Genomic DNA, 15,565 nt, shown 5'->3' with positions numbered 1-15,565 from the left:
GCTTGCTAGACTGCGCCACATGACTGATTTTACCACAGCATTGGCCGATTTTGCCTCGGGGCCTGTTGCGACCTCGTCAGAGGCCCGTCTCGTAACCTCTCTGTCTGCGCTGGATTGGGTAGCTGTTGGCCGCGTCGGTGTTAGCGAACCCGTATCTCAGACCGTGCGCGCGCTGGTTCTGGATGAAGGGGGCAACCCGCAGGCCCATCTATTTGGCGGGGGGCTGGCTCCCGTCAGGGCAGCTGGTTTGGTTAACGGAACCATTTCCCACGCTTTGGATTATGATGACACGCATTTTGCGCATATCGGGCACCCTTCGGTCGCGGTTATGCCTGCGGCCTTTGCCCTTTGTGATTGGGACGACCGGATTCTTGTCGATGTCCTTGAGGCCGCTCTTGTCGGGATGGAGGTTTCGATCCGCGTAGGGCTTTGGCTGGGGCGTACGCATTACCAGGGCGGGTTCCATCAGACCGCGACGTCAGGTGCCTTTGGTGCGGCGGTCGCCGCTGGCCGGGTGCTGCGGTTCGATACGGAAAAGATGCGCCGGGTTCTTGGTCTGGCTGCCACCCGCGCCGCAGGGCTGAAAGCTCATTTCGGCACGATGGGAAAGCCCTATAATGCTGGGCTAGCTGCCGCTGCAGGGGTTGAGGCTGCGCTGTTGGTGTCCAAGGGGTTTGATCCCAACTCGGATGCGCTTGAGGGGCCCTATGGTTTTGGTGCAACCCATATGGGTCAGTCCGAACAGGCCGCTGCTCTGGATGGAATCGGAGAGACGTGGCTGTTCAAAGATGTAAGCCATAAGTTTCATGCCTGCTGTCATGGGTTGCACGCCGCATTAGAGGCTGCACGTGACCTGGATATTGCTGAACCCGAAGTAGCCGAGATCAGGATCAGGACCCACCCGCGCTGGATGTCAGTGTGTAATCAAACCTCTCCGACCACCGGGTTGGGGGCCAAGTTTTCCTACCGGACGGTTATTGCTATGCAAGCGCTGGGATATGACACAGCCTTGCCAGACAGTTTTTCGGATAAGGTATGTGCGGATAGGCGCCTGCAATCGCTGCGGGACCGGATTTCAGTCGAAGCCGATGAGTCGCTGTCTGAAACTCAAGCGGATCTGTCTTTGCTGCGCCGCGATGGGGCACGTAAACAGGCCAGCCACGATTTGCTTGGCCCTATGACATTGGCCGACCGGGAAGACCGGGTCAGAAGCAAGGCGGCCAAGCTGATCGGTGCCGAGGACGCAGACGCGATCTGGTCGATGCTGCGTACCGGTGGCCGCACCCGTGATCTGGCGAAAATGCTGGCGCGTTAGACGACGCGCCAGTGCAAGGGGAACCCGGGTTCGAATACTGTTACCGGGCCGTCGTCAGTTTCGATCTTGTCGGGATATTCAACGGGGTCGCCCTTGGTAAGGGTGATGGTTTCTTTATTCACCGGCAGGCCATAAAACGCAGGTCCGTTCAATGATGTGAACCCTTCCAGCTTGTCCAGCGCATCCGCTTTGTCAAACATCTCGGCCACCAGGGACATGGTGTTTGTGGCGGTGAAACATCCCGCACAGCCACAGGCCATTTCCTTGTTTGCATCTGTGTGTGGCGCGCTGTCGGTGCCAAGGAAGTAGCAAGACATCCCAGAAGTTGCGGCGCTCATCAAAGCCTGGCGATGGGTCTCGCGCTTGGCCACGGGTAGGCAGTAGTAATGCGGTTTGATCCCGCCCACCAGGATGTGATTGCGGTTGATGATCAGGTGATGGGCCGTGATTGTTGCAGCAAGATCATCTCCACCGGATTGCGCATAAATCGCACCCTGAGCCGTCGTGATGTGTTCCATCACCACCCGCAAACCAGGAGTCGCCTGGCGCAGTGGATCAAGTATCGTATCGATGAAAACCTCTTCGCGGTCGAAAATGTCGACCTCGGCATCGGTGACTTCACCATGGACACACATCGGCAGACCGATCTCAGCCATTCTCTCAAGCACCGGGCGGACCTTGTCGAAATCACGCACGCCCGAGGCGGAATTGGTGGTTGCGCCTGCGGGATACAGCTTTACGGCCTTGATCAGCCCACTTGCATGGGCTGCGGCGACATCCTCGGCGTCGGTGTCTTCGGTCAGGTACAAGGTCATCAGTGGCTCGAACGGCATGCCTTCGGGCAGGGCGGCCAGAATGCGGTCGCGATATGCGGCGGCCTGATCGCCGCGCACAACTGGCGGAACGAGGTTTGGCATAATGATCGCTCGGGCAAAATGGCGTGCGGTTTCGGGCAGAACGGCCTGCAACATGGCGCCATCGCGCAAATGCAGATGCCAGTCATCGGGGCGGCGAATGGTCAGCGTATCAGTCATGCGCACCCGCTAGCACAGCCTCGGCCAAAGACCAACCAAACCGTGAGGATCTGGTGCAAAAACTTCACCTATTTGCGGCGATGGCGTCTGGGTGGCGGGGCCGGGGCCTTGACGCCCCTGCGCTTGCATGACCTGTTAAGCAACGAAAGAAAGAGGGTTCCATGACGCAGCAAGATTCCATTGATACCGTGCAGCAGATGCTGGGCTCACAGGGTTACGTATGCGGTCGAGCCTTGGCGACAGTGGTGTTTTTGTCGCTTAAACTGGGCCGCCCGCTATTTCTTGAGGGTGAGGCAGGTGTCGGGAAAACCGAGATTGCCAAAGCACTGGCCGCTGGTCTGAACCGTCGCCTGATCCGCCTGCAGTGTTATGAAGGGCTGGACGCCTCCTCGGCGGTTTACGAATGGAATTTCCCGGCGCAAATGGTTGCGATCCGAACCGCCGAAGCCTCGGGCGGCGCTGACCGGGGTTCGTTGCAGACCGAATTGTTTTCTGACGACTACCTGATCGAGCGTCCGTTGTTGCAGGCCATGCGTCCGGATGAAAACGGGGCACCCGTCCTGTTGATTGATGAACTTGACCGCACGGATGAACCGTTTGAGGCCTTCCTGCTGGAAGCGCTCAGCGATTTTCAGGTCACCATCCCCGAATTGGGCACTGTCAAAGCGCCGGAGCCACCGATTGTCATCGTTACATCGAACCGAACGCGAGAGGTGCATGACGCCCTGAAACGCCGTTGCTTGTACCATTGGGTCGATTACCCGGATTTTGACCGTGAAATTGAAATTCTGAACGCCCGCGCACCCGAGGTCGCCGAGGCGCTAAGCCGAGAGGTCGTCGCCTTTGTCCAACACCTGCGCACAGAGGATCTGTTCAAGAAACCAGGCGTGGCCGAGACGATCGACTGGGCCAAATGCCTGCTGGCGCTGGACGTCATCAACCTTAGCCCCGAAGTGATCGGCGACACGCTGGGAGCGATCCTGAAATATCAGGACGATATCCAGCAACTGCAAGGGTCCGAGGCGAAACGCATTCTGGATGAAGCCAAGGCGTCGCTGGAACCTGCCTGATGGCTGAACAGCTCCCTCTCGAAATCCCCGACAACCCAAAACTGGCGCAGAATATCACTCATTTCGCGCGGGCTTTGCGCAAGGCAGGGCTGCCGATTGGCACCGGGCGGGTTGTGGATGCGATCCGGGCGGTTCAGGTTGCGGGCTTCTCGGAAAAGCGGGATTTTTACTGGACGTTGCACGCTTGTTTCGTGACCCGACCCGAGCATCGGGCAGTATTTGCGCAGATTTTCCGCATGTATTGGCGCGACCCACGTTACATGGAACACATGATGTCCATGATGCTGCCCGCGATCCGCGGCGTTCAGGAAGAGCGCAAGGCCGAAGCTGCAGAGAAACGCGCGGCCGAGGCTCTGCTGGACGGCGTCGAACGGGACTTGCCTGACAACACTGACATCGAGGAAGAAACTGAGCTGGAGATAGATGCGTCGCGGACCGCGTCCTCGGAAGAACGGTTGCGCAATCTAGACTTTGAGCAAATGAGCACCGAAGAAATTGCTTTGGCCAAGCGCATTCTGGCACAGCTCAAATTGCCGGTAAAACCAATCGAGTCGCGCCGAGGCCAAGCCAGCCAACTTGGGCATCGGGTCGACCGCGCCCGCACGCTGCGCGCATCCATGCGGCAGGGTGGTGAACTGCGGGACATCGCGTATTTGAAGCCGAAACAACGGTGGCCGAACCTTGTCGTTCTCTGCGATATCTCAGGATCTATGAGCCAGTACTCTCGTATCATCCTGCATTTCCTGCATGCGGTTTCAAACGTCAAGGGCGCGGGGTGGGCCAAGGTTCATGCGTTTACCTTCGGCACGAGGTTGACGAATATCACCCGGCACCTGCGCCAACGCGATGTAGATGCTGCCCTGTCGGCGGCAGGGGCCGAGGCGCAAGATTGGGAGGGTGGCACGCGGATCGGGGAATGCCTGCACGCTTTTAACCGTGACTGGTCGCGTCGGGTTCTGGGGCAGGGTGCGGTGGTGTTGTTGATTACGGATGGTCTGGATCGGGGCGAACCCGAGGTGCTTGGAAAAGAAATCCAGCGCCTGCATCTGTCAGCCCGCCGTTTGATCTGGCTGAACCCTTTGTTGCGTTGGGATGGCTTTGCGCCAAAAGCGCAGGGGGTGGCGGCGATGCTTCCCCATGTTGACAGCTTTCGGGCCGGTCATTCCATTGCGTCGCTGGAAGATCTGGCCAAAGTCATCTCAAAACCGGATGACATGGGTGAGAAAGCGCGGTTGATGGCCGCGCTTTCGAAGTAGGTCTCAACCAAGCTGTTCTTCGTTGCACTTACGCGCCATTTCCATCGCTTTGTACGTACCGGTCAGATCAACGGTGAAGGCGAATTCTTTTTCGGGGAACACAACCATAACTTTCTGTTTGGCAAGGTCTTCGGCAAACTTGGGGTCATCCGACAGCACATAGCCACCCGAATAGCCTTTGGTGATGTTGCCCTTCATGCCGGTGGCTTCTCCAAGATACAGGTTTTCGCCCAGCAGGATCGCCACAGCCTCGGTTTCGCCACGCTTGATGTTGGTTTCAGCTTTGGTGAATACGCCAACATATCCCACGCCGCGGTCTTCGGTCAGGCCCATCTGAACCACGTTTTCCGCGTCATCAACAGCTTCGATCAGGCAGGATTTCTTGTCTTCGTCGATGAAGATTTTCCATCCGTCCACTTCGCCATAGCGCAGGAAGGTATCTGCGCTGGCCACTGTCGCTGCTAGCATTCCCAATACTGATCCGAGTGTAATAATGTGTTTCAAGTCTCTGTCTCCTTTTGAAAATAATCTGCGTCACAGCTGCGCATGATCCGCGTTTAGGTCAGAATCGGGAGGGCTGGCAATCAATGCTTGGGATGTTCGGCTGAAACCCGCGGGGCTTTGCATAGCATTTGGAATTTCTTTCAAGGCCCATGAGTTAGCCAGATGGCTTACTTTTCATCCTGCCAAACCTGCCTATGTTGGTGCGGGAAACGCCAGGAGGGCGATATGGACAGATTCGACAACAGCCCCGAGACTGCTCTGGATTGGTATGAAACGGGAAAGCCAGTTGCGCTGGCTACGGTTGTTCAGACTTGGGGCAGTGCCCCCAGACGTGTTGGCGCTCAGCTTGTGATAGCAGGTGATGGCCGCTTTGAGGGGTCAGTATCGGGTGGTTGTGTCGAAGGTGCGGTTGTTGTCGAGGCGTTGGAAGCGATCGAAGAGGGTGAAGCGCGCCTACTTGAATTCGGGGTCAGTGACGAAGATGCTTTTGCGGTCGGGCTGGCCTGTGGCGGATCAATTCGGGTACTGGTCGAACCTATTGGATCGGTCCTTCCTGAAAGCATATTGCGCGATCTGGTCGCTGCACGCGCTCAGCGCGAGCCTGTGGCTTATGAAGTGAATATCGAATCCGGCCATCGTGCGTTGCAGCGCGATCGTTATCCCGAACGCATGCGCATGGACCGGTCCGGTTTCGAAGAGGATGCGAAGACATTTGTTTCGGTCCACAATCCGCCCTTGCGGTTGATAGTGGTCGGGGCCGTTCATATTGCTCAGGCCCTGGTCCCGATGGCGCGAATTGCGGGGTACGACCCTGCGATTGTGGATCCGCGAGATGCGTTTGCAACCGCCGCAAGATTCCCTCAGGAAACCGTGCTGACGGATTGGCCGGATGAGGCCGTTGCAAAGCTTGGAATGGATGCGCGAACGGCTGTTGTCTTGCTGACCCATGATCCAAAACTGGATGATCCCGCGTTAGAGGCCGCCCTGAGAGCCGGTGTGTTCTATATTGGGGCGCTGGGGTCTAATCGAACGCATGCGAAACGCGTCACCCGGATGAAAGAAGCCGGATTTACTGAAGGGCAGATTTCACAGATTCACGGTCCCGTAGGCTTGGATATCGGTGCCGCCGATCCTGCGGAAATTGCGGTTTCCATATTGGCCGAAATGACCGCGGTGTTGCGGGGCAAAGCATGAAGTTTGGCTCGGTTCCTCTGCGCGAGGCCGCCGGTGCAATTCTGGCGCATTCAGTGAAAGCCCAAGACACAAAGCTGCGTAAGGGCCTTTTGCTCACGCAAACTTATCTGGATGAAATGGCCGCCGCCGGGTTGACCTCGGTCACTGTTGCGCAGCTGGAACCCGGTGATTGTCACGAAAACGACGCTGCCCGGAGTTTGGCAGAGGCTTTGGCCCCGGACCCGGCAACCGTGGGATTGCGCGTCACCGAGCCGTTCACAGGGCGCGTTAACCTCTTGGCGAGAGGCCCCGGAGTCGCTGTTCTGGACGTACAGGCGCTGGAAGCGTTCAACTTGGTTAACCCGATGATTACCGTGGCCACAGTTCCCCAATATCAACAGATGGGATCAGGCGGGATGGTGGCGACAATTAAAGTCATTTCTTATGCCGTCCCCGGCGAAGATGTGGTGCGTGCCTCGGCGCTGGCACAAGGGGCGGTGCGCCTGTCTGGCCCGGTGTTTCGCAGTGCTGGCCTGATCGTCACAGACATCCCCGGAGGTGTTTCGAACGACAAGGGTATTGCCGCAATCCGAGGGCGAGTCGAAGCCCTGGGTATGGGTTTGGATGACATTCGGGTGGTGCCACATGAGATTCAGGCGCTGTCTGCTGCATTGACGGGCGTTAAAGGGGATATTGTCCTGATCTTGACGGGCTCAGCAACTTCGGATGCACATGATGTCGCGCCGCAGGCCGTTCGTGTTGCAGGCGGTCAGGTGGATCGGTTTGGAATGCCGGTAGATCCGGGCAACCTGTTGTTCACCGGTCTGCTGGACGCCAGACCTGTAATCGGTTTGCCGGGGTGTGCGCGTTCTCCCGCACTGAACGGTGCGGATTGGGTTTTGTCGCGCGTGGCTTGCGGGATTGAAACGACAGCGGCGCATATTGCAGGCATGGGGGTCGGTGGATTGCTCAAGGAAATCCCGACCCGGCCACAGCCACGCGCATCTATCAAGCGGTAAGGCGTTTGACATCAATTTAAGACCCAGATCGGGCCGCTTTGTTCGGCATTGTGATCTGTCCTAAACGGCGCCCTGCGAAATTTTTGTTCTCAAACAATAAGTCCCGTGTTTAACTCGACAGAGAAAAATATGACATGGGAGGAACTTATGACACAGGTCACCATGACCGTGAACGGGAGGTCTGTTAGCGGTGAGGTCGAGGGTCGGACGTTGTTGTCTGGATTTTTACGTGATCATCTGTCGCTGACCGGAACGCATGTTGGATGTGACACGGCGCAATGTGGGGCGTGTGTTGTTCATGTGAATGGCGCGGCGGTGAAGTCGTGCAACATGCTTGCGCTGGAAGCGGACGGGTCCGAGGTCGACACGATTGAGGGCCAGGCCGCTGAGGATGGGTCTTTGAACGTGATTCAGCAGGCGTTTCAGGATCATCACGGGTTGCAATGCGGGTTTTGTACGCCTGGCATGGTGATGAGCGCCGCCGCCTTGCTGAAAGAGAACCCGCGCCCGAGCGAAGCCGAGGTTCGAAAGTATCTGGAAGGCAACCTGTGCCGCTGCACAGGCTATCACAACATTGTCAAAGCGATCATGGCCGCATCGGGCCAGGACGTAAGCGGCATCGCTGCCGAGTAATACCGACGTAGAGAATTTTCGACGAAAATTCTTTTTCAGGGAGGAGAACAAGCAATGCCCAAAGACAGTGGCATCGGAGCCAGTTCCAAACGGCGCGAGGACGTGCGCTTTTTAACCGGAGCAGGCAATTACACCGACGATATCAACGTTCATGGCCAGGCCTATGTGCATTTTCTGCGGTCCGACATCGCGCATGGCCGGATCAAAAGCATCGACACCTCGGCTGCCGAGGCCATGCCCGGCGTGGTCAAAGTGTTCACCGGCAAGGATTTCGAAGGCGTGGGCGGCATGCCCTGTGGCTGGGAAGTGACCGACAAGCACGGCGCACCGATGCAGGAACCTCCGCATCCCATTTTGGCACAGGGCAAAGTGCGCCATGTGGGCGATCCGATTGCTGCTGTGGTCGCCGACAGCCTGGAACAGGCCCGCGACGCGGCTGAGGCGATCGAGCTTGATATCGAGGAGCTGCCCGCCGTGATCGACATGAAGGCCGCCGCGCAAGAAGGCGCGACGCTGGTCCATGACGATCTGAAAAACAACATCTGCTATGATTGGCAGCTGGGCGAAACCGATGATGCCAAGGTCAATGAGGTCTTTGCCAATGCGGCCCATGTCACCACGCTGGATCTGGTGAACAACCGTCTGGTTGCCAATCCGATGGAGCCGCGTGTGGCGGTGGGCGAGTACAGCCGCGGCACCGAAGAATACACACTTTATACCACGTCGCAGAACCCGCATGTGATCCGCCTGTTGATGTGTGCCTTTGTTCTGGGCCTGCCCGAACACAAGGTGCGCGTGGTCGCGCCGGATGTGGGTGGCGGCTTTGGCACCAAGATCTTTCACTATGCCGAAGAGGCATTCTGCACCTTCGCCGCCAAGGCTTGTAACCGTCCGGTCAAATGGACCTCGAGCCGGTCCGAGGCGTTCATGTCTGACGCGCATGGGCGCGACCATGTCGGACAGATCGAACTGGCGCTGGATGCGGACAATAACTTTATCGGTCTGCGCACCAACACCTATGCAAATATGGGTGCGTATCTGTCGACCTTCTCCAGCTCGGTACCGACATGGCTGCACGGGACGCTGATGGCGGGCAACTACAAGACGCCGGTCATTCAGGTCAACGTCAAGGCGATGTTCACCAATACGGTCCCGGTGGATGCCTATCGCGGCGCGGGCCGTCCTGAGGCGACGTTCCAGTTGGAGCGGGTCGTGGACAAGGCAGCGCGTGAACTGGGTGTCGATCCGATCGCCCTGCGCCGGCAGAACTTCATCACCCAGTTCCCCTATGACACACCGGTGGCGCTGACCTATGACACAGGCGATTATAATGGGACGATGGACAAGCTTGAGGCCGCTGCTGATCTGGCAGGCTTTGCCGCGCGTCGCGCTGAAAGCGAAGCCAAGGGCAAGCTGCGGGGTCTGGGCGTCAACTGTTATATCGAGGCTTGCGGTATCGCGCCGTCGAACATCGTTGGCATGCTGGGGGCCCGTGCGGGTCTGTATGATGCGGCAACTGTGCGGGTGAATGCCACCGGCTCGATCAGCGTCATGGTAGGTGCCCATAGCCACGGGCAGGGGCATGAAACGGCTTTCCCGCAGGTTGTGGCGGACATGATCGGTATCGACGAGTCGATGATCGAGATCGTGCATGGCGACACGTCGAAGATTCCGTTTGGCATGGGCACCTATGGCTCGCGGTCTTTGGCAGTCTGTGGATCGGCGATGGTCAAGGCAACCGAGAAGGTGATCGACAAGGCCAAGAAGATCGCGGCGCATCTGTTGGAGGCGTCCGAGGCTGATATCGAGCTGAAGGACGGTCAGTTCAGCGTGGCAGGGACCGACAAGTCGGTGGCCTGGGGTGATGTCACCCTGACGGCCTATGTGCCGCATAACTTTCCGCTGGAGGTCGAGCCCGGGCTGGAGGAGACCGCCTTTTATGACCCGGCCAACTTTACCTTCCCGGCTGGCGCCTATGCCTGTGAGGTCGAGGTTGACCCCGAAACCGGCCGGGTCACCATCGAAGCCTTCACTGCCGCTGATGACTTTGGCAATATCGTCAACCCGATGATCGTGGATGGTCAGGTGCATGGCGGCATCGGTCAGGGCATCGGTCAGGCATTGCTTGAAAACTGTGCCTATGACGAAAACGGTCAGCTGCTGAGCGCATCCTTCATGGACTATGCCATGCCGCGTGCCGATGATGTGCCGTTCTATGCGGTGGACCATTCCAGCCAGACGCCCTGTACGCATAACCCGTTGGGTGTGAAGGGCTGTGGTGAGGCCGGGGCAATCGGTTCACCACCTGCGGTGGTCAACGCGGTGCTGGATGCGTTGAATTCAGGCGGCAAAGCCATCGATCATATCGATATGCCGGTGAGTCCATCGCGTGTCTGGACCGCGATGCACGGGTGAGAGGTTGGGGTGCGAGGGGTCAACCCCTCGCGCTCCCCGAGATATTTATAGCCAGATGAAGGGCGGATCAGCGCCTTTCGGAAAGGAAGACGAAATGTACAATTTCGAATTTGAGAAACCCTCGACCATAGCCGACGCGGTTGCCGCTTTAGGGGCTGAGGATGCGCAGGCGTTGGGTGGTGGGCAAACCCTGATCCCGACGCTGAAACAACGATTGGCTGCGCCATCGGCACTCGTCTCGCTCAGCGGAATTCCCGAAATGCAGGGCGTCTGTGTTGGGGATGACGGGTCGGTTTCTATCGGTGGCGCAACGCCGCATGCAGTTGTTGCGCAAGAGGCGGCGGGATCATACCCGGCGCTGGCGGCATTGGCCGGTCAGATCGGTGATCCGGCGGTGCGCAACCGCGGCACGATTGGCGGCTCGGTTGCGAATAACGATCCGGCGGCCTGTTACCCGGCGGGTGTGCTCGGATCCGGGGCCACGATCGTGACCAACGCCCGTCAGATTGCGGCGGATGCGTTTTTTGATGGCATGTTCTCGACCGCACTGGATGAGGGTGAGATCATCACATCCATCCGCTTTCCGGTGCCACAGGCCGCGAGCTATCAGAAGTTCTTGCAGCCAGCCTCGCGCTTTGCGTTGGTGGGTGTCTATCTGGCACGGTTCGCCGATGGTGTGCGTGTGGCGGTCACAGGCGCCAGCGAGGATGGGGTGTTCCGCTGGTCCGAAGCAGAACAGGCGCTGAATACTGAATTCCGACCGGACGCGTTGATGGGGCGGAACATCACCCCGGCCAACATGATCGGCGATCTTCATGGCAGCAAAGCGTATCGCGCGCATCTGGTCAGTGTGATGACCAAGCGGGCTGTGCTGGCCTGCATGTAAGTAAATCGGCTTTTAGTCGCAAAGCCTCGGGGTGTGTCCCTCGGGGCTTTTTCTATTTTCGGCGAATTTTCGGAAGCTTGTTTGGCTGCCAATAGGATCCGGTATCTTCGCGCGCCTTTTGATAGGCCTCAACGCGGTGCGCTGCTGTTTTGCCACCGGCGTCAAATAAATGGCCGATGAGACATTCCAACACAGCCATGACACCGGTAAAGCTCGAGGTGTGATGTTGTGACCTTGTGCTGACGTTAAAGGCGACATCCGGCTCGACACCCGGCGCAATGACTTCGCTGTCCGAGATCAGGATGACCCGAAGCCCCTTTTCCCGGGCGAACCTTATGGATTTAATCGTCTCCGCAGAATAGGGGCTGACCGTGATTGCCAGCAGGCAATCCTTGTCATCCGCGTCCAGCAGATCATCAGTGGCCGAGCCAATGTGGCGGGGGATCAACTGAATGCCCGGGTGCGCCATGCGCCCGTTATAGGAGAAATAATAGGCCAGCGCGTAACTAGCACGAGTGGCTGTTACGAAGCACCGGCGGGACCCGAGTATATGTTCAATGGCCAGATGCGCTGTGTCGGGCCTCATCAATCGCAGCGACCTGACAACGACATTCTGTTCGTTGCGGGCAAGCTTGGCTTGAAGTTGACCATGGGCTCCTTCAGCGTGCATGTGGGTTTGCCAGGCAGGGCCAAGGAATTCTTCGTTATCCGTCGCTAGATTTTGACGGAACGGAGAGCGAAAGGCCTGAAACCCACCATAGCCCATATACTGGGCAAGCCTGACAAGGACATTTGCACTGACACCGATCCTCTCGGCAGTTACCCGTATCGGGTCGAGGCCAAAATCCGCGGGGTGATCTATGATGTATTTGGCTGCCGCCTGAAGTCTGGGCGGCATCTGGTCGATGTTTTTCCTCAAGTTATCTGTCAGCTGGCGTTGGGTCTCTGCCATGAAAGAACATATGTTATGAAAGAAGGAAGTGTAAAACATAGGCCGCTTGCATAGATGCGGCAACAGGTAATCGGGGGCAGGGAATGTCACAGCATCGGTCGAAATCTGAACCCTACATTCTGGCGGCGCCCAATGGTGCGCGCCGAGGTGCGGCAGATCACCCAGCCCTGCCTGTCACAACCTCGCAAATTCTTGAAGCGGCCAGAGCATGCCATGAGGCCGGTGCGGCCGGTCTTCATCTGCACATTCGGGACACTGAAGGCCGTCACTCTTTGGACGCGGGACAGTATCTGGAAACACTTGCCGAACTTCGGCGGAGGGTTCCGGCCCTGGACATCCAGATCACAACCGAGGCGGCAGGGATTTTTGATGTAAGCAGCCAGTTCGAATGTCTGAGGAAGGTTAGACCGGCTTGGACGTCGATCTCGGTCCGCGAAATCGCGCGCGATAACGATCTGGCTGACCGGATCTATGGTCTTTGCGCGGATCAGGGGACGCGGGTTCAGCATATTCTTTACGACGCTGAAGATGCGGCCCTATTAACAAGGTGGCAAAAGCGTGGTGTTGTGCGCGAACAGCAATCCGACCGTTTGCTTGTTCTCGGGCGCTATCGGACTGATCAGGAATCAAAGCCCTCGGATCTGGATGCGTTTCCTGACGGGGATTCGCCTTGGATGATCTGTGCCTTTGGAAAACGAGAGCATGACTGTCTGGTACATGCGGCGTCCTTGGGCGGTGATGTCCGGGTCGGATTTGAAAACAGCATCGCAGACCGGAACGGAGACACTTGGGACAATAACGCCGCCTCAGTCGCGGCCCTTGTCGCCAGATTGAAAGAGGATAGATCATGAGCCACGTTTTCCCACGCCATACGAAATCTCAGCTGCCAGTCGCGGTTGGCGGCGAAGGCTGCTATCTGATCGATGCTGACGGTAAGCGGTATCTGGATTGCGGTGATGCTGCTGTGTCCTGTCTTGGCCACTCTAACAGGGCGGTGATCGAGGCGGTTCAAGGCCAGGTTGAAAAGATCGCCTTTGCGCATACCGGGTTTATGACGTCCGAGCCTGCCGAAGCCCTAGCGGACCTTCTGATTGATCATGCGCCCGGGGATTTGGATCGCGTTTATTTCGTATCCGGAGGGTCCGAAGCAACAGAGGCCGCCATCAAACTGGCGCGGCAGTATTTTCTTGAGATCGGTCAGCCCGAGCGCCGCCACGTCATCGCGCGCCGCCAAAGCTATCATGGAAACACTTTGGGGGCCTTGTCAGCGGGGGGAAATGCCTGGCGCCGTGCGCAATTCGCACCGATGCTGATCGAAATGACCCATATCGCGCCCTGCTACGAATATGCCGAAAAGCAAGATGGTGAGAGCAGCCACGCCTATGGTCAACGGGTGGCCGACGAGTTGGAGGCCGAAATTTTGCGTCTTGGCCCAGAAACCGTCATGGCGTTTATGGCCGAGCCAGTCGTGGGGGCAACGCTGGGGGCGGTCCCGGCGGTCGAAGGGTATTTTAGGCGCATACGTGAAATCTGTGATCAATATGGCGTTTTGCTGATCCTCGATGAGGTCATGTGCGGTATGGGGCGCACCGGGCATTTGTTTGCCTGCGATCACGATGGAATTGCCCCGGATATTCTGTGCATCGCCAAGGGTTTGGGGGCGGGTTATCAACCCATCGGCTCAATGTTGTGTACGAGCCGGATATATAAGGCGATCCAAAATGGGTCAGGGTTTTTCCAGCACGGGCATACCTATGTCGGCCATCCGGTGGCAACTGCGGCGGCATTGGCGGTGCTGAAGGAATTGACGAGCCAACAATTGCCCCAGCGCGCCGATTTTATGGGGCATAGACTGCAATATGCGCTGGAAACTGCGTTCAGCGAGCACCCTAATGTCGGCGATATTCGGGGCCGCGGGCTGTTCCGCGGTATCGAGCTGGTCTCGGATCGGGCCGGAAAAACACCGTTTGATCCCTCACTTGGTCTCGCGGGCAAGATCAAGAAGGCGGCGTTAAACGCTGGTCTGATCTGTTACCCCATGTCTGGCACGCGCGATGGTCGAAGTGGCGACCATATTCTGTTGGCACCGCCTTTCATAATCGACGACGCACAGATTGAGGAATTGGTTGAAAAGCTGGAGGCCGCACTCAAAGCCGCGATCTGACGCTCTTTTGATCTGACTTTCTCTTTTTACTCAATAGGGTATCGACAAAAGGTCAATTCCTGAAGGAGCGATGATGATTGTCGACATCTGGAAGAGTTTTCGGGACTTGCCCGCCTGGGTACAGATCTGGTTGGTGGTGCTCATCCCGACCAATCTGGCACCTCTGGCGTATCTGGATCAGCCAAATGGTATTCTAATCGCAGCACTCTCAATCGGTGGGATGGCATTGAATCTTCCGATCATGCTGGCGACACGAGGGATGAGCAAAGCGATGGCATTTCCGCATCTAATATGTTGGGTGCCAATGGTTTTCGTCGTGATCGCAGTATTTGCAAGCGAAGCCGAACTGGCGACCGGATATGCGAAATTTCTGGTGTTTCTACTGGTTATTGACCTGATTTCGCTGGCATTTGATGTGAATGACGCAAGGGTCTGGTTCAAAAGCCGAAGCGCAAAATAAAACCCCCTCAATCCGAGGGGGTTTCGAATAACTCAGTTGTCGCAGGGCTTACTTCTGCGGCAGCGGGCCGATCATCATGATCATCTGACGGCCTTCCATCTTGGGCATGTTCTCGACCTTGCCGATTTCCTTGGTGTCCACGGCAACACGTTCCAGCAGCTCACGGCCCAGATTCTGGTGTGCCATCTCACGACCACGGAAGCGCAGAGTCACCTTTACCTTGTCGCCGTTTTCAAGGAATTTGAACACGTTGCGCATTTTGACTTCATAGTCATGAGTATCGGTGTTGGGCCGGAACTTGACCTCTTTCACCTCAATGACTTTTTGCTTTTTGCGCGCTTCGGCCTCGCGTTTCTGTGTTTCGTATTTGAATTTACCAAAGTCCATGATTTTGCAAACCGGAGGGTTTGCATTCGGCGAAATCTCGACCAGATCCAGGCCGGCTTCGTCCGCGAGTTGCATGGCTTTGGCGGGATGAACCACCCCGACATTTTCACCTTCGGCGCCGATAAGGCGAATTTCGGGGGCACGGATCTTATCATTGACGCGCGGGCCGGTGTCTCTCTGAGGCGGCGCGTTGTGAGGTCTGCGAGCTATGGGTTCATTCCTTTGATGATTGCAGAATTTCAAGCCCGGAATTTAGACTGGGCTGCGGGACGTTTCAAGCGGCATAAGTGACCACCA

Annotated in this window: 15 protein-coding genes; 11 read left to right on the top strand and 4 right to left on the bottom strand. The window is 57.4% G+C overall.

The window, feature by feature from the left end:
- The first annotated feature begins 19 nt into the window (after positions 1–19).
- Positions 20–1,315, top strand: a complete 1,296-nt coding sequence (locus AC2FIC_RS13840; protein WP_496691330.1) for an MmgE/PrpD family protein — start codon at positions 20–22, stop codon at positions 1,313–1,315.
- Here the strand turns inward: AC2FIC_RS13840 and pyrC are convergent.
- Complete coding sequence (gene pyrC, locus AC2FIC_RS13835) at positions 1,312–2,349, bottom strand: dihydroorotase (protein ID WP_496691329.1); 1,038 nt, start codon at positions 2,347–2,349, stop codon at positions 1,312–1,314. The two genes, AC2FIC_RS13840 and pyrC, sit on opposite strands and share 4 nt — an antisense overlap.
- Before the next feature lie 161 nt (positions 2,350–2,510).
- On the opposite strand from pyrC, the gene AC2FIC_RS13830 reads away from it, so the two are divergent.
- Together AC2FIC_RS13830 and AC2FIC_RS13825 are read left to right on the top strand one after the other, a co-directional pair.
- The gene (locus AC2FIC_RS13830) at positions 2,511–3,419 is read left to right on the top strand and encodes an AAA family ATPase (protein ID WP_271946832.1); all 909 of its coding nucleotides are present in this window, start codon (positions 2,511–2,513) and stop codon (positions 3,417–3,419) included.
- Positions 3,419–4,675 (top strand): vWA domain-containing protein, encoded by a 1,257-nt coding sequence (locus AC2FIC_RS13825; RefSeq protein WP_496691328.1) that lies wholly within the window; start codon positions 3,419–3,421, stop codon positions 4,673–4,675. Before AC2FIC_RS13830 ends, AC2FIC_RS13825 begins: the two co-directional genes overlap by 1 nt.
- A 3-nt stretch (positions 4,676–4,678) precedes the next feature.
- Here the strand turns inward: AC2FIC_RS13825 and AC2FIC_RS13820 are convergent, their stop codons facing one another.
- Entirely contained in the window at positions 4,679–5,143 is a 465-nt protein-coding gene (locus tag AC2FIC_RS13820) for a hypothetical protein (protein ID WP_142635140.1), read from the bottom strand.
- A gap of 261 nt (positions 5,144–5,404) precedes the next feature.
- Here AC2FIC_RS13820 and AC2FIC_RS13815 point away from each other — a divergent pair, with 261 nt between their 5' ends.
- From AC2FIC_RS13815 to AC2FIC_RS13795, 5 genes are all read left to right on the top strand, one after another.
- The gene (locus AC2FIC_RS13815; protein ID WP_496691327.1) at positions 5,405–6,373 is read left to right on the top strand and encodes an XdhC family protein; all 969 of its coding nucleotides are present in this window, start codon (positions 5,405–5,407) and stop codon (positions 6,371–6,373) included.
- Complete coding sequence (locus AC2FIC_RS13810; RefSeq protein WP_496691326.1) at positions 6,370–7,371, top strand: molybdopterin-binding protein; 1,002 nt, start codon at positions 6,370–6,372, stop codon at positions 7,369–7,371. The genes AC2FIC_RS13815 and AC2FIC_RS13810 overlap by 4 nt, the downstream gene beginning before the upstream one ends.
- A gap of 147 nt (positions 7,372–7,518) precedes the next feature.
- A complete protein-coding gene (locus tag AC2FIC_RS13805) occupies positions 7,519–8,004 on the top strand; it encodes a (2Fe-2S)-binding protein (protein ID WP_496691325.1) in 486 nt (161 codons plus the stop codon).
- 54 nt (positions 8,005–8,058) lie between these two features.
- Positions 8,059–10,419, top strand: a complete 2,361-nt coding sequence (locus AC2FIC_RS13800) for a xanthine dehydrogenase family protein molybdopterin-binding subunit (protein ID WP_496691324.1) — start codon at positions 8,059–8,061, stop codon at positions 10,417–10,419.
- A 94-nt stretch (positions 10,420–10,513) separates the two neighbouring features.
- Positions 10,514–11,305: an FAD binding domain-containing protein gene (locus AC2FIC_RS13795; RefSeq protein WP_496691323.1), complete on the top strand. Its 792-nt coding sequence runs from the start codon at positions 10,514–10,516 to the stop codon at positions 11,303–11,305.
- A 52-nt stretch (positions 11,306–11,357) separates the two neighbouring features.
- Here the strand turns inward: AC2FIC_RS13795 and AC2FIC_RS13790 are convergent, their stop codons facing one another.
- Positions 11,358–12,257, bottom strand: coding sequence for a MurR/RpiR family transcriptional regulator (locus AC2FIC_RS13790; RefSeq protein WP_496691322.1), 900 nt, complete (start codon positions 12,255–12,257; stop codon positions 11,358–11,360).
- Positions 12,258–12,340: 83 nt separating this feature from the next.
- Between AC2FIC_RS13790 and AC2FIC_RS13785 the strand changes: the two genes are divergently transcribed.
- The 3 genes from AC2FIC_RS13785 (at position 12,341) to AC2FIC_RS13775 (ending at position 14,881) form a co-directional block, all read left to right on the top strand.
- A complete protein-coding gene (locus AC2FIC_RS13785; protein ID WP_496870184.1) occupies positions 12,341–13,108 on the top strand; it encodes a beta-keto acid cleavage family enzyme in 768 nt (255 codons plus the stop codon).
- On the top strand, positions 13,105–14,421 hold the full coding sequence (locus AC2FIC_RS13780; protein ID WP_496691320.1) for an aspartate aminotransferase family protein: 1,317 nt from the start codon (positions 13,105–13,107) through the stop codon (positions 14,419–14,421). The genes AC2FIC_RS13785 and AC2FIC_RS13780 overlap by 4 nt, the downstream gene beginning before the upstream one ends.
- Positions 14,422–14,494: 73 nt before the next feature.
- Positions 14,495–14,881: a hypothetical protein gene (locus AC2FIC_RS13775; protein ID WP_496691319.1), complete on the top strand. Its 387-nt coding sequence runs from the start codon at positions 14,495–14,497 to the stop codon at positions 14,879–14,881.
- Positions 14,882–14,929: 48 nt separating this feature from the next.
- On the opposite strand, the gene infC is transcribed toward AC2FIC_RS13775, so the two are convergent.
- Complete coding sequence (gene infC / locus AC2FIC_RS13770) at positions 14,930–15,511, bottom strand: translation initiation factor IF-3 (RefSeq protein ID WP_246097134.1); 582 nt, start codon at positions 15,509–15,511, stop codon at positions 14,930–14,932.
- Positions 15,512–15,565: the final 54 nt, after the last annotated feature.

This window comes from Ruegeria sp. CDSC079 (assembly GCF_059610505.1).
This window is presented reverse-complemented; position numbering and strand designations above follow the sequence as displayed.